The sequence below is a fragment of the Rhodoferax sp. genome (genome assembly GCF_025354435.1).
Taxonomy (GTDB): domain Bacteria; phylum Pseudomonadota; class Gammaproteobacteria; order Burkholderiales; family Burkholderiaceae_C; genus Rhodoferax_B.
This window is the reverse complement of the sequence record NZ_JANXMU010000007.1, coordinates 27,373-46,664: the sequence shown is the minus strand read 5'-3', so window position 1 is coordinate 46,664 and position 19,292 is coordinate 27,373. Positions and strand designations below refer to the sequence as shown.

Below are 19,292 nucleotides of genomic sequence, written 5' to 3'. Positions count from 1 at the left end.
TGGTTCAAGGCAATGTAGCCAGCACCACGCCCAGCAGTGCCACGCCAAAGGCCAGCAGTTGCAGGGCACCCAGGGTTTCGCCCAGCACCAGCACGCCGGTCAGCGCGGTGAAGATGGGCAGCAGCACGCTGTACACGCCTGCTTGCGCTGCGGGCACCACGCGCAGGCCGGTCATCCACAGCCAGACGGTGCCGATGCTGGCGGCCATGGCGTAGAACACCAGCAGCAACCAAATGCCGGGGTGCACGCTGGCAAACGGGAACGACAGCGCTAAATAAAGGCCCATGGGAGTCATCAGCACCAGGCCCCAGAGGTTGATGAGCGCGCTGATGCGTTTGGCCCCCAGGCTGCCGGTGAGCTTTTTGCCGATCACCGCGTAGGCCGCCTCGCACAGCACCGCGCCAAACACCAGCAGATTGCCCCACAGTTGGTTTTTTGCAGCCAAATCGGCCTCTGGCGTAGGTAACACCTGCACGAAGTGCTCTGATTTCGATAGTGCCAGTAACGCAATGCCCAGCACGCCGCAGGCGATGGCGGCCCAGGTGCGCACCGTGATGCGTTCGCCCAGCAGCAGCCAGCTCAGCAGCGCTACCGAAGCCGGAATCGCCGCCAGAATCACCCCGGCCGATACCGCGCTGGTCAGGCCCATGCCGTACAGCATGCAGATCGAAAACAGGAAGTTGCCCAAAAACGATTCCAGAAACACCAGCCAGCGGGTGTGGGCGGACATAGGGCCCTCGGAGGCGGGCTTTTTCAGCCAGGGCAGCATGGCGATGGCCGCAATACCAAAGCGCAGCCAGGCCAGCAAGAACACCGGTAGGGCCGCTACCAGCGGTTTGCTCAGCGCCACGTACACGCCGACCAGAGCCATGCCCGCGGCCAGACACAGGCGGGCGGTGAGGGGGGAGGGGTGGTACATGGTGTTATTGTTTTGATAGCGTCTAGCGTAGACTGTATTTACGCTAGAGGCCTAAAAGGCTTAAAAATCAGGCAGCCAGAAAGGCTGAGAACCCGTCCAGCAGGCGCTGCACATCCGCCTGCGTGGTGGCAGGCGACACCAGCAGCATGGTGTGGAAGGGGGTAAGCAGCACGCCGCGGTTCAGCAGGTACAGGTGCAGCAGGGCATCCAGCGCGGGCTGGCTGCTGGCATGCACTTCGGCGGCGTTGCGCGGGGGCTCGGCGGTGTACTGCAGCTCCATGCGGGCACCTAGCTGGGTAACGGTCCAGCCCAGGCCGTGGGCGGCAATCACGGCGCGCAAGCCTGCCGCCAGCGTGTCGGCCAGCGCCAGCATGGGGGCGTAGGTGGCGGGGGTGTGCAGGTGGGTCAGGGCGGCGTGCAGGGCGGCGATGGTCAGTGCGTTGCCCGCCAGCGTGGTGCCGATGCCGCTGTGGCCTTCGGGCGCGGCTTGTTTGGCATCCCGCATGCGCTGGGCCAGTGCGTCGGTAAATCCGTACACCGCACAGGGCAGGCCGCCCGCCACAGCCTTGCCGATGACCAGCAGGTCGGGGGTCAGGCCGTGCACTTTGGCGTAGCCGCCGCAGCCGGTGGACAGGGTGTGGGTTTCGTCCAGCGCCAGCAGCGTGCCGTATCGCTGGCACAGGGCCTGGGCGGATTGCCAGAAACCCGGGTCGGGCAGTACCAGGCCGCAGTTGGTCAGCGCGGGCTCGGCCAGCAGGCAGGCCACCTGGCGGTCGGCCAGCGCGGCTTCCAGCGCGGCCAGGTCGTTGAAGGGGACGATACGGGTGAAGGCCGCGTGGTTGTGCACGTTGCCCAGCACCGAGGGACGGGGCACGGTAGTTCTGCCGTCTTGGCCTTCCATATCGACCAGGGTGTCGTCCACCGCACCGTGGTAGCAGCCGTCAAACACCAGCAACTGGGGCCGTTGCGTGACGGCGCGCGCCCAGCGCAGCACAAAGCGGTTAGCATCGCTGGCGGTCAGGGCCATTTGCCACTGTGGCAGGCCAAAGGTGGCGGCCAGCAGCGCGCCGACTTCGGCGGTCTGTACAGAGGGCAGCATGCTGGTCAGCCCGCGCGCCGCCTGCTGGGCAATCGCCTGCGCGACCGGCTCCGGGCTGTGGCCGAACATGGCGCCGGTATCGCCCAGGCAAAAGTCGCTATAGACCAGCCCGTCGGCACAGCTGAGGTGCGCGCCCTGGGCCTGCTGCACGCACAGGCTGGCCGGGCTGGGCCAGTCGCGCATCCAGTGCAGGGGCACGCCAAACAAAAAGTGCTGTGCCGCCTGGGCGGCCAGGGCCATGGAACGCGGGTGGGTGGAGGTGAAGCGCTGGGTTTCGGTGGCGAAGCGCGTGGCCAGCGTGGACGGGGTCAGGGCAAGGTGGGTCGTCATGGCCCCTATTGTTGCAGCGCCGGGGGCGTGGGGAGACCTGGCGTAAAGCGTGCTTGTGTTACGTTCAGATGCAATTTAACCCTAGATGACTGGAGTTTTCCCCATGCGAGAGCGAATATTTGGTGCAGAGCTGCCGGGCTTGGCTGCCTGGGTCGGCATCGCCTGTGCCCTGCTGCTGCAAGGCTGCGACAGCCCGCCTGCGACGATCAAGATTGGTGTGGCCCAGCCGCTGACCGGCAACCTGGCCCCGCTGGGGCAGGATCTGCTCAACGGGGTCACGCTGGCGGTGGAAGAGATCAACAAAGACGGCTTCAAGGTCAACGGCCATCCGGTCACGCTGGAGATCGTGGCGGTGGACGACCGGGCCAATGCCGACACCGGCAAAGAGGTGGCCCAGCAGCTGGTGGACGCAGGCGTGGTGGCCGTGATTGGCGACCTGAATTCGGGCGTGAGCATTGCCGCTGCGCTCATTTACGCGGCCAAAAACATTGCGCAGATGGCGATTTCCACCAACCCCAAGTTCACCGCGCTGGGCCTGCCCACCACGTTCCGGCTGGTGGCCAACGACACCATGCAGGCCAAGGCGATTGGCAGCTATTCCGCGTCCCAGTTCAAAGGCAGCAAATACGCCTTGCTGGACGACGGCACGCCCTACGGCAAAGATCTGGCGGCCGGTGCCGCGGCCCAGCTGCTGGCCGCCAAGAAAGAGATTGTGCTGACGCAGTCGTTTGACGACAAAACTACCGCTTTCGATGAACTGGCCGCCAAGCTCAAGGCTGCCGGGGCGGAAACCGTGGTCTCCGCGCTCAACGATTTTCAGATGCTGGCGCTGCTGGAGTCGCTGAAGAAAATCAGTTACACCCAGATCGCCTTGCTGGGCAGCGACACCAGCAAAACCACGCTGATGCTCAAGGGCGGTGGTGCGGGGGCGGAGCAAGGCCTGTTCACCACCTCGCCGATCCAGGAGGCGCGTGAGTTCTCGGCCGGCCCGGCCTTTCTGGACAAGTACCGCGCCAAGTTCAAGATAGAACCGGCCTACGCTGGCCACTACACCTACGACGCTACGTATGTGCTGGCGGCCGCCATCCGCCGCACCAAGTCGGGCAAGCCGGCGGATATCGTGGAACAGCTGCGCAAGATCGACGGCTACGCCCCGGTCACCGGCTCCATGAAATGGGATGCCAAAGGCGAGTTGCGCTATGGCGTGATCGGTGTCTACCGGGCGCGCGGCGGGGCCTGGGAGCTGCAAATGCGATCGGATGTTTGGTAGGGTTCCAGCCTAGGGTTTTTCCCCCAAATGGGGGATGACCAAGGTGACGATGCCCCGGGCTGCGTCTACCGTACGTTGATACTCATTCCAGAGCAACGCAAGGAGATGCCATGCCCACATACCAAAGCCACTGTGGCTGCGATGCCCCTGCAGCGGGTGGCGTGCGCGCCCGGTGGAGCGACTTTTGCGCCGTCGCCCCCAGCCCGGAACTCAAGGCCAAGCTGAAGGCCGAGTTGGCCAAAGCGCGCGGCAGTGTCAGTTCCGAACTGGCTAGCGCGCTGACGCTGGCGCGCAGCCCCACGCGCTTGGGTTTCAACGATGGCGTGATCTTTCCGCCCGACCAGTTCCCCGAGGGCACGCCCAAATCGGCCATCCGCAATGCCGCGGCCGACCGGGCCCCCCTGCGCGGCCCGTTGCGGGTCATCGTGGTACTGGCCCAGTTCAGCGACAAGGCCATGGCGCAGACGGCGCAGCAAACCGCGACACATTTTCGCGACCTGTTTTTCTCCAGCGGCGTGCTGCCCCATGGCAGCGTGAAAGAGTATTACCAGGAAGTGACCGGCGGGCTGGTGGACATCGTAGGCGAGGTGGTGGGCCCCTACACCCTGCCGCAAACCCTGGCCTGGTACGCCAACAACAACTTCGGCATCAGCCGCGGCGGCGGCGCTTTCCGGGCCAACATCATGGCCAAGGATGCAGCGGTGGCGGCCAACCCGGCAGTCAACTTTGGCCTGTACGACAACGATGGCAACGGCTTTGTCGATGCCTTCATCGTGGTGCACGCCGGGCGCGGCGGCGAGCAGACCGGCCAGGCGGGCGACATCTGGTCGCATAAGCACGTGCTGCCCGCGGCCATGCCCGCCGACGGCAAGCAGATCTACGCCTACCTCACCGTGCCCGAAGACGCCAAACTCGGCGTGTGCGCGCACGAGCTGGGGCATTTGCTGTTTGGCTTTCCCGACCTGTACGACACCGACGGCACCTCCGAGGGCATTGGCGACTGGTGCCTGATGTCGGGCGGCTCGTGGAATGGCGGCGGCGACATTCCGGCCCACCCGTCCGCCTGGTGCAAGGTTAACCAGGGCTGGGTGGGCACCACCAACGTCACCAGCAGCGGTAAGGTGTCGTTGCCCGATGTCAAAACCAGCCACACCGTGCACCGCCTGTGGAAGAACGGCACGGGCGGTAGCGAGTATTTTTTGCTCGAAAACCGGCAGCGCAGCGGCTATGACGCGCAGCTGCCCGGTGCTGGCTTGCTGGTCTGGCACATCGACGAAACCCAGCCCGGCAACAGCGACGAGAGCCACTACAAGGTAGCTTTGGTGCAGGCCGACGGCCTGCGCGAGCTGGATGCCACCCATCCCGCAGGCAGCTTTGGCGACCAGGGCGACAGCGGTGACCCGTTTCCCGGTGCCGCGGCCAAAACCGCCTTCAGTGCCACCACCACGCCCAATTCCAAGTCGTACGCGGGGGTGAACACTTGCGTGTCGGTCACCGCTATTTCCGCCTCGGGCCCCACCATGACAGCCACGCTGGGCGTGCGCTGCAACGTCAAGTCGCTGGTGAAAGAGCGCAAAGACCTGCGCAAGGAAGGCAAAGAGCTGACCAAGGAAGCCACCAAAGAGGGGAAGGAAATCCAAAAAGAGATTGCCAAGGAAATCCGCAAGGAAACCACCAAAGAGGTGGCCAAGGAAATCGTCAAAGACCGCAAGGACATGCTGGAGCACCGCATCGTCCGCGCTGCCCCGGTGGCCGACCCTGGCCACCTGGACGTGGTGCTGTCGGACCTGGAGGCCCGGCTGCAGATGCTGGAGGCCACGGTGGGTGCCCGTACTTTTGCCGGTATGGGCGGCCACGCTGAGGGTGCAGGAGCCCGGGGTATGGCCCAGCCGTTCATCGACGCCAGCCTGCGCCCTGACCTGGATGGCGGCCCGGTTTACGACGACAGCACGGCATTGCAGCAGCGCATGGAAGGCGGTGACCGCGATGCCAAACGGACGTTTGACACGCCACTACCCCGATGAAAATTCCGATGACAGTGCTATCAGAGCGCCCTGGCGCAGGGGGCGCACCCGGTGTGGTTTTGGTGCTGGCGCATGCCAGCGATGCCGGTGCGGCCTCGGTGGCGGCCTCGGTGCGCAATCTGCTGCTGGGGGCAGGGATTGAGGTCTGGACCGTGCGCCCCGAAAGCCTGGGCCTGGCCGCCTGGTCGCACACCGTGGACCCGCACGGCTGCGCCCACACCCGCCTGGTGTTGCCGGGCCGCCCGGCGCTGCACAGCACCCAGATCCGCGCCGTGTTGAACCGCATCCAGTACCTGCCCGTGCCGCAGTTCAGCCAGGCCCACCCCAAAGACCGCGACTACGCTGCCATGGAGTTGCAGGCCCTGGTGCTGAGCTGGCTGGCGGCCTGTGGCGACTGCGTGGTCCAGCCGCTGCGGGGCCAGCCCTGGCTGGTTCCGCAGCTACCGCTGCTGCACTGGGCCAGCGCCGCCGCCCGTTGCGGCCTGCCGGTAGCGGTACGCGATGCCGACACCGTGGCCGAACCCTGGGATGCCACCGTGCTGGTGGCGGGCACCCTGACCACCGGCATCCTGGCCGGGCGACTGGGCGTGGCCTGCGTGGCCACGGCGCAAAACCTGGGTTTCATGCTGCTGGAGTTCCGATTCCAGCGAGGGGCTGGCGGTGCGGTACTGGTCGATGTCAGCCCCCACCCCGCGCTGAGCGACCTGGAGGACATTGACGCGGTGGCCCGCTGCCTTGCCGACCTGGCCGAGCGCATCCTGGTTGAAGAACCTGCATGATCCTTGTCTACGGCCACGGCGATGACCCTCCCATCGAGCGCCTGGTGGCCGCATTGCACACTGCGGGCGCACACTTCCAACTCCTCGACATTGCAGCCCTGGCCCAGGCCACGCTGCACCTGCAGGTAGGCCCGCAAGGCATGGCCGGCGAGCTGGTGGTGGTGGGCGGCGTGTGCACCGCGCTGGCCGACATCCGCGCCGTCTACGCCCGCCCGCTGGAGCCCGCCGTGGCCGACCTGGCTGAGCCCGCCAAGAAGCACGCCCTGGCCCTGCACCGCCAACTGGTGGAGTGGCTGGACGTGACCCCGGCGCGCGTGGTCAGCCGTCCGGCGGCCATGCAGGCCAATGCGTCCAAGCCGCTGCAGGCCCAGTGGATTGGCGAAGCCGGGTTTTTGGTGCCGTCCACGCTGGTTACGTCCGACGAGGCCGAAGTCCGCGCGTTTCGCCGCACCCATGGCCGGGTGGTATTCAAGTCGATCAGCGGTATCCGTTCTATCGTTACCGAGCTGGACGACACCTGGCTATCACGCATGCACCGCCTGGCCCAGCTGCCTACCCAGTTCCAGGCCCATGTGCCGGGCGTGGATGTGCGCGTGCATGTGGTTGGCCAGCAAGCTCTGGCCGCCCAAATCACCAGCACCGCCACCGACTACCGCTACGCCCACCGCAGCGGCACCGCCCCCCAGGTGGTCGCCACCACGCTCCCCCCCGCCGTGGCCGCCCAGTGCGTCGCCATGTCCCAGGCCATGGGCCTGCCCCTGAGCGGTATCGACCTGCGCCTGCGGCCCGATGGCCAGTACGTGTGTTTCGAGGTGAACCCCATGCCGGCCTTCAGCTACTTTGAGGCAGAGAGCGGGTTGCCGATTGCGGCGGCGCTGGCGGGCTTGTTGATGGGTTCTGTATAAAAAAGGCTTCTGGCGCATACGCTACCTTCGCAAGCAGCTATCAAATTTAAACTGAAGTGTTGGCCTGCTCGAACGGGCTATGCTCCGGCCATGCCTTACCGACCCGACCCTCGCCGCCAGTCTTTACGCCGCATGCAGTGGTTCGCCATCGGGCTGTTGCTGGCTTCGCTGTGCGGTTTGCTGCTCAGCCACGGCATGGGCGGGCAGGGGGCTTGGGGCTGGCTGCGGGCATTTTGCGAGGCCTCGGCCGTCGGTGCGCTGGCGGATTGGTTTGCGGTGGTGGCGCTGTTTCGGCATCCGCTGGGCATTCCGCTGCCGCACACGGCCATCATTCCGCAGAGCAAGGACCGCATTGCCGACAGCCTGGCCGACTTTGTGCGCGACCATTTTCTGGACCCGGCCACGCTGCTGGCCAAGCTGGCGGTGTTGGACCCGGCGCAGCGCCTGGGCGAGTGGCTGCGCGACCCGGCGCGGGTGGGCTTTTGGGTGAAAGAGGCCCAGGGCATGGCGCTGGGCCTGCTGAATGTGTTTGACGACGCGCGCATGCAGCGCGCCACATTGGAGCTGGTGGTGGCGCAGGCGCGGCGCTGGGATGCGGCGGCTACGGCGGGCGAGGTGCTGGGCCTGCTGACGCAGGACGGGCGGCACAACGAACTGCTGGATGCCGGGCTGGTCAAGGTGGGGGAGTATTTGGCGCAGGACGAGGTGAAGGCGGCGGTGTCGCAACTGCTGCAGAAGCATGTGCGTAAGGAATGGCCCAAGGTGGTGGGCATGGTGGACGCGGTGGCTTCTACCTCCAAACTGGCCGACAGCATGGCCGAAAAGCTCAGCGCTTCGGCCCTGGACGAGTTGCGCGAGGTGCTGGCCCAGCCCGCGCACCCTGCGCGTCTGCGCTACCAGGCCTGGCTGGCCGCGTACATCACCCGCCTGCGCGACGACCCGGCCTTGCGCCAGGCCTGCGACGACCTGAAAGAGCGGGCCCTGACCGACCCGGCGGTGCGCCAGTTTGTGGCCTCGCTGTGGACCGACATCAAACAGCTGCTGCAGGACGATCTGGCCGATCCGCAATCCACCATTGCCCGCAACATGGAGGCGGCACTGGGCGCGGTGGGCGAGCGGCTGGCCAGCGACACCAGCCTGCGTGAAGCCCTCAACGAACATGTGATGGCCGCCGCGGGCCAACTGGCGCTGAGCCTGCGCGCGGGCGTGACTACGCATATTTCGCAGACCATCAAGGGCTGGGACGACCGCCAACTGGTGCAGGAGTTGGAGCTGAGCGTGGGGCGGGACTTGCAATTCATCCGCATTAGCGGCACGCTGGTGGGCGGCTTGGCCGGGCTGGCCATTCACGCGGTGGTCACCTGGGTGGGCTGACAAAGGAGCTACATATGTTTGCCAAAAAATGCATTGCCGCGCTGTGTGCGGCGGCCAGCTTGCTGCCATTGCCAGCCCTGGCCTGGGGTCACCAGGGCCATATGTTGGTGGGTGCCATTGCCGACCAGCTACTGACCCCGCAGGCCCAGGCCGGGCTGCAGCGCGATATGGGTTTGACGCTGGCGCAGGCGGCACCCTGGGCGGATTGCGCCAAAGGCGTGGGCCTGGGCACGCGGGGTTTTGAGTACGCAGCGGACGAGCGCTGGCCGTCGCCCGCTTGCACCCGCTTTGAGACCGCCGAGGGCGTGAAGGCCATGCAAAGCTACGCTTCCCGCAACTGGAACACCTGCGGCCAGACGCGCGATTGCCATAAAACTTACCACTACGCCGACGTGGCTTATGCGCATGGCCGCTACAAAATGGGCTACGTGGGCACCAACGACCACGACCTGGTGCATGCCATCAACGCCGCCATCGCCGAGTTGCAAGGCCAGCCGGTGCCGCCGCCATTCAGCATCACCAGCCGGGGCGAGGCCTTGCGGATGCTGGCGCACTTCATCGGTGACCTGCACCAGCCGCTGCACGTGGGGGCGCTGTATCTGGACGCGGCGGGCAACACGGTGGACCCCGATGCGCCCGGCAGCACCGAGGTACTGGAAACCCGTGGCGGCAACAGCATCGACACCGGCCACGGCAACAACCTGCACGCGCTGTGGGACGACATACCCGACGGCCTGCGTGCCGATGCCGTGCCTGCCAGCATGCTGCAGGCCGCACGGGCGCTGCGCAAGAGCCGGGCGGGCGTGGGCCGCCTGGCGCAGACCTGGGCCAGCGACACCGTGGCGGTGTCGGGTGCGGCGTTTGCGGGGCTGTCGCTAGGCCCGGCCAACATGGACAAGGGCAGCCGGGTGTGGCCTGCCACGTTTGTGGACCCGGCGGACTACCGCGCCCGGCAAAATGCCCTGCAAAGAGCCCAGCTCACCAAGGCTGGGGCGCGACTGGCGCAGCTGGTGAATGCCCTTTACGCCGTGCCCCGCTAAATCTACAGTTTTAGGCGTGAAATAGGCTTCTAGCGCATATTCCAGTTGCACAACTAGCTACAAAAAATATAGTGTGGACTGCGTCTGGGGTGTAAAGCGTGGGTTACAGTGAAGGTGATCACGGATAGCCCACACTTTCTTCTGGACCTTGGTTGGCATGACCTCCACCTCAGACGCAATCACCGCTGAATCTCCCGTAACGCAAAGCCCTTTGGTATGGCTGCCGATGGACCAACGACAGCGCGGTGGCGACGACTCTTCGCTGCCCTACCTGTATCTGGGTGACAAATACGCCCGCGCCGTGCGCGACGGGGCGCTGGCCCAGCCCGTCAGCTTTCCGCTGGCCGGTGTGGCCGACATCCCTGCGCTGCTGGCCCTGGTGGACGGAGTCATGCTGACCGGTTCGCCCTCCAACGTACATCCCTCCCATTTTGATGAACCCGTGGCCGACCCCAGCCTGCCACTGGACCCGGCGCGCGACACCCTGACCTTTGCCTTGGTGCGCCACTGCATCGCCTTGGGCGTGCCACTGTTGGGCGTGTGCCGGGGCTTCCAGGAAATCAACGTGGCCCTGGGCGGCAGCCTGCACCAGGCCGTGCACGCCGTGCCCGGCATGCTGGACCACCGCGAAGACGAGACCGCCCCCCTGGCCACCCAATACGGCCTGCGCCACGACCTGCTGATCACCCCCGATTCCGCCATGGCCCAGTGGGCCGGCGGCGTGCGGACCCAGGTGAATTCATTGCACGGCCAAGGCATCGCGCGGCTGGCGCCGGGCTTGCGCGCCATCGGCCATGCACCCGATGGGCTGGTCGAAGCCTTCGAGATCAGCGCCGCACCGGCGTTTGCCTACGCGGTGCAGTGGCACCCCGAGTGGCGCTGGTCCGAGAACACCTTTTACACCGCGATATTTGCGGCCTTTGGGGCCGCGTGCAGATCACGCCAACGTGAAAAAACGGCTTACGCAGCGCTCGATCCCTCTGGGCGGGCGCTCCGTAAGTCATAGAAAACCAACCTAACTGGAGTAGTTGCCTATGGCCGATGTCAAAAAAGAACACATGACCTTCAACGACCTGGAGAACTGGCTCAACCAGCGCCGGGTCACTGAGGTGGAATGCCTGGTGCCCGACCTGACCGGCGTGGCGCGCGGCAAAATTCTGCCCCGCGCCAAGTTCACCGAAGACCGCGGCATGCGCATCCCCGAGGCCGTGGTGGCCATGGGCGTGACCGGCGAGCTGCCGTCGCAGGGCCCGTACTACGACGTGGTCAACCCCACCGACCGCGACATGCAACTGCGCCCCGACGCATCCACCGTGCGCATCGTCCCCTGGGCCACCGACCCCACGGCGCAGGTGATCCACGATTGCTACGACCGCGAAGGCAAGCTGGTGCCATTTGCTCCCCGTAGCGTGCTGCGCCGGGTTTGCGACCTGTACGCCGAGATGGGCCTGGAGCCGGTGGTCGCGCCCGAGCTGGAGTTTTACCTGGTAGCCCGCAACACCGACCCCAACACCGTGCTGCGCCCCCCCATTGGCCGCAGTGGCCGGGCCGAAACCTCGCGCCAGTCCTACAGCATCGACGCGGTGAATGAATTTGACCCGCTGTTTGAAGAGCTCTACGACTTCTGTGAAAAGATGGAGCTGAACGTGGACACGCTGATCCACGAAGCCGGGGCAGGGCAGATGGAGATCAACTTCTTCCACGCCCACCCGCTGGGGCTGGCCGACGAGGTGTTTTTCTTCAAGCGCACGGTGCGTGAGGTGGCGCTGCGCCACGACATGTACGCCACCTTCATGGCCAAGCCTATCGAAGGCGAGCCCGGCAGTGCCATGCACGTGCACCAAAGCCTGGTCAGCAAAGCGACGGGCAAAAACATCTTCAGTAACGACGACGGCACACCGTCCGAGGCTTTCTTCCACTACATTGGCGGCCTGCAGCGCTACCAGCCTGCGGCCATGGCCCTGGTGGCCCCGTACGTCAACAGCTACCGCCGCCTGTCGCGCAACACCGCTGCGCCCATCAACACCGAATGGGGCTACGACAACCGCACCGTGGGCATCCGTTCGCCCATCTCCAGCCCGCAGGCGCGGCGCATCGAAAACCGCGTCATCGGCGTAGATGCCAACCCCTACGTGGCCATGGCCATGACCCTGGCCTGCGGCTACCTGGGCATGCAAAAGAAGATCAAGCCCAAGGCCGAGATGAAGGGCGATGCCTACTTGGCGCCGTTTTCGCTGCCGCGCAGCCTGGGCGAGGCGCTGGATTTGCTGCGCAACGAAACTGACCTGCACGACATCCTGGGCAAGGAATTCATCACCGTCTACACCGAGATCAAGGAGCTGGAGTTTGAAGAGTTCATGAAGGTGATTTCGCCTTGGGAGCGTGAGCACCTTCTGCTGCACGTCTGATCTTCAACTTCAGAAAATGCCTATGCCAAATACCGTCAATACCGCAGAAATCCAGGCGCTGGACAGCGCCCACTTTCTCCACCCTTTCACCGACTTCCAGGACCTGAACGCACGCGGCGCCAAGGTCATCACCCGCGCCGACGGCATCTACATCTGGGATTCGGAAGGCAACCGCCTGCTGGACGCGATGAGTGGCCTGTGGTGCGTCAGCGTGGGCTATGGCCGCAAAGAACTGGCCGATGCCGCCTACCAGCAAATGCTGACGCTGCCCTACTACAACAGCTTCTTCCAGACCACCAATGTGCCCGCCGCCACCCTGGCCGCCAAGCTGGCCAGCCTGGCCCCCAAAGTGGACGGGCGCGGCTTCGAGCACGTGTTTTACTCCTGTAGCGGCAGCGAAAGCAACGACTCGAATGTGCGCATGGTGCGCCGCTACTGGGACCTGCTGGGCCAGCCGCAGCGCAAGGTCATCATCAGCCGCCACAACGGCTACCATGGCAGCACCATGGCGGCGGCCTCGCTCAGCGGCATGTCGGGCATGCACGCCCAGGGCGATCTGCCGATTCCCAACATCACCCACATCGAGCAGCCCTACGGCGTAAAGAACGCCCTGCCGGGCGAAAGCGCCGACGCGTTCGGCCTGCGCGCGGCGGGCTGGCTTGAGGCCAAGATTCTGGAGGTCGGGCCCGACAAGGTGGCCGCCTTCATTGGCGAGCCGGTGCAGGGCGCGGGCGGGGTGATCATTCCCCCCGCCACCTACTGGCCGGAAATTCAGCGCATCGTGGACAAGTACGGCATCTTGTTGATCAGCGACGAGGTGATCTGCGCGTTTGGTCGCCTGGGCCACTGGTTTGCCTACGAAAAGTTTGGCTACAAGCCCGACCTGGTGACTTTCGCCAAGGGCGTGACCAGTGGCTACATTCCGCTGGGCGGCGTGCTGGTGGGCGACCGCGTGGCCAAAGTGCTGATTGAAAAGGGTGGTGAGTTCAACCACGGCTACACCTATAGCGGCCACCCGGTGGCCTGTGCGGTGGCGCTGGCCAACATCGCCATCATGGAGCGCGAAAACCTGGTCGAGCGGGTGCGTACCGATATTGGCCCCTACTTGGCGGAAAAATACAGCGCGCTCAACGAACACCCGCTGGTGGCGCACGCCGAAACCTGCGGTTTTGTGGCCGGGCTGGTGCTGGTGAAAAACAAGCAGACCGGCGAGGTTTTTGACGAGAACCTGTCGGTCGGCATGCTGTGCCGCAAGCACTGCTTTGCCAACGGCCTGGTGATGCGCGCCGTGGGCGACCGCATGATCATTGCCCCGCCGCTGGTGATGACGCACGCCCAAATTGACAAGATGGTGGCGCTGATCTTGCTATGTCTAGACCTGACGTGGCAAGAGTTGAAGGCCGCCGGGCATGTCTAGTACGGTTCAGTAGGCTTCAGCAAGCCCCCTACAATCTTTTTTCGTTTCCCCATTTTTTGGAGTTTTGACACATGAAACAGCAAGCTTTGGTTATTGCACTGTCCGCCTTGATGCTGGGCGCCTGCGGTAAAAAAGAAGAGGCCCCGGCAGCCGCAGCACCCGCGCCCGCCCCGGTGGCATCGGCCCCGGCAGCACCGCCTGCCAACACCGAAGAAAAGGTGTTGAACGTGTACAACTGGCCCGACTACATTGCGGCCGACATGGTGGCCAACTTCGAAAAAGAAACCGGCATCAAGGTCAACTACCAGACCTTCGAAAACAACGAAGCCCTGCAGGCCAAGCTGGTGGCGGGCAACAGCGGTTTTGACATCGTGGTGCCCGGCGCGGTGTTCGCCAAGTCGCAGATCGACGGCGGCCTGCTGATGAAGCTCGACAAGAGCAAGATACCCAACCTGGCCAACCTCGACCCCATCATCATGGGTAAGGTGGCCGGTGTGGATGCGGGCAACGACCACCTGGTGCCGTGGGCCTGGAGCTACACCACTGTGGCCATCAACAAGGGCAAGGTAGCCAAGGCCCTGGGCTCTACGCCGCTCCCAGACAACGTCTGGGACCTGGTGTTCAACCCCACCTACACCTCCAAGCTCAAGTCCTGCGGCATTGCTTACCTGGATTCGCCTACCGAGGTGATCCCGCCCGCGCTGCATTACCTGGAAAAGAACCCGTACTCGGCCGATGTCGCCGACCACAAGGCCGCTGGTGCCATGTTGGCCAAGGTGCGTAAGGACATCCGCTTGTTCTCCAGCACCATGATCGACGACATGGCCGGTGGCAAGGCCTGCGTGGGCCTGGGCTGGGCGGGCGACCTGAACATCGCCAAGGCACGTGCCATCGAGAACAAGAACGGCAACGACATCGAAGTGCTGCTGCCCAAAAACGGCGGCTTGATCTTCTTTGACAACCTGGCCATTCCCGCCGATGCCAAGCACCCGAACAACGCCATGGCCTTCATGGACTACTTCCTGCGCCCTGAAGTGTCGGCCTCGCTGACCAACGAGCTGAGCTACCCCACGGCCAACAAGGCCAGCATCGACAAGGTCAAGCCTGAAATCGCCAGCGACAAGACTACCTTCGTTGATGCCGACAACATGGCCAAGATGGTTTCGCCCACCAGCCTGAGCAACGAAACCCGCGAGTCCATGAGCAACGTCTACACGCTGTTTAAAAAGAGCAAATAAGCCTTTGTAGGACTGGACCGATAAGCCGCGCACCGTCTTTTGTTGGAGGTGCGCGGTTTTTTTATGTTGAAGATTGCAGGAAATCCCGCTTATGAACTTGCCGAAACCCCGCCCTGAAGGCTTCTTGCGCACCGAAAACCTGGTCAAGCGTTTCGACGGCGTGGCCGCTGTGGACAACGTGACGCTTTCGATCCAGAAGGGCGAGATCTTTGCGCTGCTGGGCAGTTCGGGTTGCGGCAAATCTACCTTGCTGCGGATGCTGGCCGGGTTTGAAACGCCAACCACCGGTGCGGTCATGCTCAACGGCGTGGACATCGCCAAGATGCCACCGTACGAGCGGCCGATCAACATGATGTTCCAGTCGTACGCGCTGTTTCCGCACCTCAACATCTGGGAGAACATCGCCTTTGGCCTCAAGCGCGAAGGCATGCCCAGCGCGCAGATCAAAACCCGTGTGGACGAGATGCTGAATCTGGTGCAATTGACCGACTTTGCCAAGCGCAAGCCGCACCAGCTCTCGGGCGGGCAGCAGCAGCGCGTGGCCCTTGCCCGCAGCCTGGCCAAGAAACCCCAGCTGTTACTGCTGGACGAACCCCTTGGTGCGCTGGACAAAAAACTGCGCGAACGCACCCAGTTCGAGCTGGTCAACATTATCGAATCGGTGGGTGTGACCGTGGTGATGGTGACCCACGACCAGGAAGAAGCCATGACCATGGCTTCGCGCATCGCCGTGATGAGCAAAGGCAAAGTGCTGCAGGTGGGCACGCCCAAAGAAATTTACGAACACCCCACGAACCGCTTCGTGGCGGACTTCATCGGCAACATCAACCTGTTTGACGGCCATCTCAGCGTGGACGAGCCCGACCGCTGCGAGGTCACCACCGAGCAGGGTGTAGTGCGCGTGGGCCACGGCATCAGCGGCACGCTGGGCATGCCGCTGGCGGTGGCGGTGCGGCCCGAGAAAATCTCCATCTCCAAGGAGCGGCCTGCGGATGTGGGCTACAACCTGTTTAGCGGCACGGTGCGCGAAATCGCCTACTTTGGCAGCTACAGCAGCTACATCGTGGAAATGCCCGGTGGCCGCCGCGTCAAGGTGACCGAGGCCAACCAGAGCCGCCACGACAACAGCGACATCACCTGGGACGACAAAGTCTTCTTCTGGTGGGACGACGTAGCCCCTGTCACGCTCACCCAGTAAGGAGAGTTTGCTATGCAATTCTTGAAATGGGCCCGGTTGATCCCCGGCGCGCGCTTCGTCATCGGCGTGCCTTACCTGTGGCTGGTGTTGTTCTTTGTGGCACCGTTTTTGATTCTGGTGCGCATCAGCGTGACCGACATGGGCAACGGCGTAGACCCGTTTGCCCCGCTGATGACGGCGGTAGATGGCGTGTGGCACATCCTGCTGAAGTACCACAACTACCTGTCCATCGTAGGCGAGCCGGGCGATGACGGCGTGATGGTGTGGGGCCAGACCATCTACATCGAGGCCTACATCACCTCGGTGAAATACGCGTTCTGGACCATGGTGCTGTGCCTGTTCATCGGCTACCCGTTTGCCTATTTCATCGCCCGCGCCAAGCCCAGCCGCCAGCCCGCGTTGCTGATGATGGTGATGCTGCCGTTTTGGACCTCGTTTCTACTACGCGTCTACGCCTGGAAGGGCATCCTGGCCGACCAAGGCGTGTTGAACAACCTGCTAATGTGGATCGGCATTACCCACGAACCCATCCAGATGCTCTACACCGACGTGTCCATGTTGGTCGGCATGACCTATGTGTACTGCCCGTTCATGATCCTGCCGCTGTACGCGAATCTGGTGAAGATGGACTTTCGCCTGCTGGAGGCCGCGCACGACCTGGGGGCGTCGCCCTGGCACGCCTTCTGGCTGATCACCGTGCCGCTGAGCAAGGCGGGCATCATCGCCGGGTCGATGCTGGTGTTCATCCCCAGTGTGGGTGAATTTGTGATCCCGTCCCTGCTAGGCGGGGCCGAGAACCTGATGATCGGCCGGGTGGTGTGGGATGAAATGTTCAGCAGCAACAACTGGCCACGGGCCTCGGCGCTGGCGATCGTGATGATCCTGTTTATCCTGATTCCCATGGCCATCTACAACCGGTATAGCGGCGCTGCCAATGCGCCTAAGGAAGCCTGACATGAAGCGTTTCATCCAGCAATACTTCGGCCGCTTCTGGCTCGCAGCGATATACCTGTTTTTGTACTTTCCCTTGTTTTTCTTGGTCATCTTTTCGTTCAACAGTACGCGGCAAGACGGCGTGTTTACTGGCTTTTCGTTGCGGTGGTATTCCGCGCTGATGGGCGATTCGCGGCTGGTAGAGGGCTTCTTCTTGTCGCTCAGGGTGGCCGTAATCACCGGCACGTTGTCCACCATCCTGGGCGCGTTTGCGGCCTTTGTGCTGGTGCGTTATGTGCGTTTCAAGGGACGCACCATGTTCGCCGGACTGGTCAGTGCGCCGCTGGTGATGCCCGAGGTGATCATCGGCCTGTCGCTGCTGCTGCTGATGGTGGCGGTGCAGCGTGCGCTGGGCTGGCCCGACCGCGGTGCGATCACGATTGTGCTGGGGCACACCTTGCTGGGCATGGCCTACGCCACGGTGGTCATCACCGGCCGCCTGCGCGAGATGGACCGCTCCATCGAAGAAGCCGCCATGGACCTGGGCTGCCGCCCGTTCCAGGTGTTCTTTCTGGTCACGCTGCCCAACATCGCGCCCTCGCTGGTGGCGGCGTGGATGCTGACCTTTACCCTGTCGTTCGACGACGTGGTGATCTCGGAGTTTTTGTCCGGCCCCGGCGTAACCACATTGCCGCAGGTGATTTTTGGCTACGCCCGGCGCGGCGTGAACCCGTCAATCTATGCTGCGGCTGCCATTTTGATCACTGTGGTCAGCATCGGCATCATTGCCTACAGCGTCCTCATGGCCCGTCAGCAAACCCGCCGGGCGCGCGAGATGCAAGCGGCTGCGGCTGCATAAGAGCGTTCTAAGGAAACACCTGCATGTTCAATATCTCTGATCTCAAACTCGACGGCCGCGCCCTCATCAACGGTAAACGTGTGCAGGGCGGGGCGGTTTTCACCAAAACCTCGCCCGTCGATGGCCGCGTGCTGGCCGAAGTCACCCGCGGCGGCGAGGCCGAGATCGACCTGGCCGTACAGGCCGCCCGCGCCGCGTTTGACGATGCCCGCTGGCGCGGCCTGCCCCCGGCGCAGCGCAAGCGGGTGATGGTGAAGTTTGCCGACCAGCTACTGGCCCACGCCGACGAGCTGGCGCTGACCGAAACCCTGGATATGGGCAAACCTGTACGCTACGCCCGCGCCGTGGACGTGAATAGCGCAGCCAACTGCATCCGCTGGTACGGCGAAGCGGTGGACAAAATTTATGACGAAATAGCGCCCACCGGCAGCCAGTCGCTGGCGCTGATCACCCGCGAACCGGTGGGGGTGGTGGGGGTCATCGTGCCCTGGAACTACCCGATGATCATGGCCGCCTGGAAGATCGCCCCGGCCCTGGCCGCAGGCAATTCCATCGTCTTGAAACCCAGCGAAAAATCGCCGCTTACCGCCCTGCGCCTGGCCGAACTGGCGCTGGAAGCCGGCATTCCCCCCGGCGTGTTCAATGTGGTGCCTGGCTTTGGCCTGGAAGCCGGTGAACCGCTGGCCTTGCACATGGATGTGGATTGCATTGCCTTCACCGGCTCAACCAAGGTCGGCAAGCGCATCCACGTGATGGCGGGCCTGAGCAACCTCAAGCGCGCCTGGACCGAGCTGGGCGGCAAGTCGCCCAACATCGTGTTTGCCGACTGCCCGGATCTGGACCGGGCTGTGGAGGCGGCCATGGGTAGCGTGTTCTTCAACCAGGGCGAGAGCTGCAATGCCCCTTCGCGCCTGCTGGTCGAGGCCTCGATCAAAGACGCGTTCCTGGAAAAAGCCCTGGCCCTGGTGCCGCGCTACGCCCCCGCCAACCCGCTGCTGCCCGACACCATCATGGGCGCGCTGGTCGACAAAACCCAGATGGATACCGTGCTGGGCTACATTGCGGCAGGCCAACAAGACGGTGCAAAATTGATAGCTGGTGGTGCTCAGGTGATGGGCGATAGCGGCGGTTTTTATGTACAACCCACGATCTTCGACGGCGTAACCAACCGCATGCGGATCGCCCAGGAGGAAATCTTCGGTCCGGTGCTGTCGGTGCTGTCGTTCACCGATGCCGCCGAGGCAGTGCGCATCGCCAACGACAGCATCTACGGCCTGCAAGCGGCGGTCTGGACCCGCGACATCAATAAGGCCCACGGCGTGGCCCGCGCCCTCAAAGCCGGTACGGTGCACGTCAACCAATACGACGAAGACGACATCACCGTGCCCTTCGGCGGCGTGAAGCAAAGCGGCGTGGGGCGCGACAAGTCGCTGCACGCTTTCGACAAGTACACTGAACTCAAGACCACCTGGATTCGGATCGATAGCCCGCTCTAGCCG

The 19,292-nt window shown here is 64.0% G+C and carries 16 protein-coding genes; 14 read left to right on the top strand and 2 right to left on the bottom strand.

Features of this window, described 5'->3' with window-relative positions; translation table 11 throughout:
* Positions 1-4: 4 nt before the first annotated feature.
* On the bottom strand, positions 5-919 hold the full coding sequence (locus Q0T48_RS01385; RefSeq protein WP_295951336.1) for a DMT family transporter: 915 nt from the start codon (positions 917-919) through the stop codon (positions 5-7).
* Positions 920-986: 67 nt separating this feature from the next.
* Complete coding sequence (locus Q0T48_RS01380) at positions 987-2,348, bottom strand: transaminase (protein WP_295951333.1); 1,362 nt, start codon at positions 2,346-2,348, stop codon at positions 987-989.
* A 103-nt stretch (positions 2,349-2,451) separates the two neighbouring features.
* Between Q0T48_RS01380 and Q0T48_RS01375 the strand changes: the two genes are divergently transcribed.
* From Q0T48_RS01375 to Q0T48_RS01310, 14 genes are all read left to right on the top strand, one after another.
* A complete protein-coding gene (locus tag Q0T48_RS01375) occupies positions 2,452-3,618 on the top strand; it encodes a branched-chain amino acid ABC transporter substrate-binding protein (protein ID WP_295951329.1) in 1,167 nt (388 codons plus the stop codon).
* A gap of 110 nt (positions 3,619-3,728) precedes the next feature.
* Entirely contained in the window at positions 3,729-5,642 is a 1,914-nt protein-coding gene (locus Q0T48_RS01370) for a M6 family metalloprotease domain-containing protein (RefSeq protein ID WP_295951326.1), read from the top strand.
* Between the two features lie 8 nt (positions 5,643-5,650).
* Positions 5,651-6,421 (top strand): hypothetical protein, encoded by a 771-nt coding sequence (locus Q0T48_RS01365; RefSeq protein WP_295951323.1) that lies wholly within the window; start codon positions 5,651-5,653, stop codon positions 6,419-6,421.
* Positions 6,418-7,326 carry a hypothetical protein gene (locus Q0T48_RS01360; RefSeq protein ID WP_295951322.1) on the top strand — a complete coding sequence of 303 codons (909 nt, stop codon included), beginning with the start codon at positions 6,418-6,420 and terminating at the stop codon, positions 7,324-7,326. The genes Q0T48_RS01365 and Q0T48_RS01360 overlap by 4 nt, the downstream gene beginning before the upstream one ends.
* Positions 7,327-7,416: 90 nt before the next feature.
* Positions 7,417-8,700: a DUF445 domain-containing protein gene (locus tag Q0T48_RS01355; RefSeq protein ID WP_295951319.1), complete on the top strand. Its 1,284-nt coding sequence runs from the start codon at positions 7,417-7,419 to the stop codon at positions 8,698-8,700.
* A 14-nt stretch (positions 8,701-8,714) separates the two neighbouring features.
* On the top strand, positions 8,715-9,740 hold the full coding sequence (locus Q0T48_RS01350; protein ID WP_295951316.1) for a S1/P1 nuclease: 1,026 nt from the start codon (positions 8,715-8,717) through the stop codon (positions 9,738-9,740).
* Positions 9,741-9,897: 157 nt separating this feature from the next.
* Positions 9,898-10,746, top strand: coding sequence for a gamma-glutamyl-gamma-aminobutyrate hydrolase family protein (locus Q0T48_RS01345; RefSeq protein WP_295951315.1), 849 nt, complete (start codon positions 9,898-9,900; stop codon positions 10,744-10,746).
* A 28-nt stretch (positions 10,747-10,774) separates the two neighbouring features.
* Entirely contained in the window at positions 10,775-12,148 is a 1,374-nt protein-coding gene (locus Q0T48_RS01340; RefSeq protein ID WP_295951312.1) for a glutamine synthetase family protein, read from the top strand.
* A gap of 22 nt (positions 12,149-12,170) precedes the next feature.
* Positions 12,171-13,565, top strand: a complete 1,395-nt coding sequence (locus Q0T48_RS01335; RefSeq protein ID WP_295951309.1) for an aspartate aminotransferase family protein — start codon at positions 12,171-12,173, stop codon at positions 13,563-13,565.
* Positions 13,566-13,636: 71 nt separating this feature from the next.
* Positions 13,637-14,803, top strand: a complete 1,167-nt coding sequence (locus Q0T48_RS01330; protein WP_295951305.1) for an extracellular solute-binding protein — start codon at positions 13,637-13,639, stop codon at positions 14,801-14,803.
* Between the two features lie 91 nt (positions 14,804-14,894).
* Entirely contained in the window at positions 14,895-16,001 is a 1,107-nt protein-coding gene (gene potA, locus Q0T48_RS01325; protein WP_295951303.1) for a polyamine ABC transporter ATP-binding protein, read from the top strand.
* 12 nt (positions 16,002-16,013) lie between these two features.
* Entirely contained in the window at positions 16,014-16,955 is a 942-nt protein-coding gene (locus tag Q0T48_RS01320; RefSeq protein ID WP_295951300.1) for an ABC transporter permease subunit, read from the top strand.
* A 1-nt stretch (position 16,956) separates the two neighbouring features.
* Positions 16,957-17,793 carry an ABC transporter permease subunit gene (locus Q0T48_RS01315; protein ID WP_295951298.1) on the top strand — a complete coding sequence of 279 codons (837 nt, stop codon included), beginning with the start codon at positions 16,957-16,959 and terminating at the stop codon, positions 17,791-17,793.
* A gap of 23 nt (positions 17,794-17,816) precedes the next feature.
* The gene (locus Q0T48_RS01310; protein WP_295951295.1) at positions 17,817-19,289 is read left to right on the top strand and encodes an aldehyde dehydrogenase; all 1,473 of its coding nucleotides are present in this window, start codon (positions 17,817-17,819) and stop codon (positions 19,287-19,289) included.
* Positions 19,290-19,292: the final 3 nt, after the last annotated feature.

Excerpts from the sequence above, each read along its gene's own strand:
- Q0T48_RS01385 (WP_295951336.1), bottom strand. The coding sequence starts at position 919 with ATGTACCACCCCTCCCCCCTCACCGCCCGCCTGTGTCTGGCCGCGGGC.
- Q0T48_RS01380 (WP_295951333.1), bottom strand. The coding sequence starts at position 2,348 with ATGACGACCCACCTTGCCCTGACCCCGTCCACGCTGGCCACGCGCTTC.
- Q0T48_RS01375 (WP_295951329.1), top strand. The coding sequence starts at position 2,452 with ATGCGAGAGCGAATATTTGGTGCAGAGCTGCCGGGCTTGGCTGCCTGG.
- Q0T48_RS01370 (WP_295951326.1), top strand. The coding sequence starts at position 3,729 with ATGCCCACATACCAAAGCCACTGTGGCTGCGATGCCCCTGCAGCGGGT.
- Q0T48_RS01365 (WP_295951323.1), top strand. The coding sequence starts at position 5,651 with ATGACAGTGCTATCAGAGCGCCCTGGCGCAGGGGGCGCACCCGGTGTG.
- Q0T48_RS01360 (WP_295951322.1), top strand. The coding sequence starts at position 6,418 with ATGATCCTTGTCTACGGCCACGGCGATGACCCTCCCATCGAGCGCCTG.
- Q0T48_RS01355 (WP_295951319.1), top strand. The coding sequence starts at position 7,417 with ATGCCTTACCGACCCGACCCTCGCCGCCAGTCTTTACGCCGCATGCAG.
- Q0T48_RS01350 (WP_295951316.1), top strand. The coding sequence starts at position 8,715 with ATGTTTGCCAAAAAATGCATTGCCGCGCTGTGTGCGGCGGCCAGCTTG.
- Q0T48_RS01345 (WP_295951315.1), top strand. The coding sequence starts at position 9,898 with ATGACCTCCACCTCAGACGCAATCACCGCTGAATCTCCCGTAACGCAA.
- Q0T48_RS01340 (WP_295951312.1), top strand. The coding sequence starts at position 10,775 with ATGGCCGATGTCAAAAAAGAACACATGACCTTCAACGACCTGGAGAAC.
- Q0T48_RS01335 (WP_295951309.1), top strand. The coding sequence starts at position 12,171 with ATGCCAAATACCGTCAATACCGCAGAAATCCAGGCGCTGGACAGCGCC.
- Q0T48_RS01330 (WP_295951305.1), top strand. The coding sequence starts at position 13,637 with ATGAAACAGCAAGCTTTGGTTATTGCACTGTCCGCCTTGATGCTGGGC.
- potA (WP_295951303.1), top strand. The coding sequence starts at position 14,895 with ATGAACTTGCCGAAACCCCGCCCTGAAGGCTTCTTGCGCACCGAAAAC.
- Q0T48_RS01320 (WP_295951300.1), top strand. The coding sequence starts at position 16,014 with ATGCAATTCTTGAAATGGGCCCGGTTGATCCCCGGCGCGCGCTTCGTC.
- Q0T48_RS01315 (WP_295951298.1), top strand. The coding sequence starts at position 16,957 with ATGAAGCGTTTCATCCAGCAATACTTCGGCCGCTTCTGGCTCGCAGCG.
- Q0T48_RS01310 (WP_295951295.1), top strand. The coding sequence starts at position 17,817 with ATGTTCAATATCTCTGATCTCAAACTCGACGGCCGCGCCCTCATCAAC.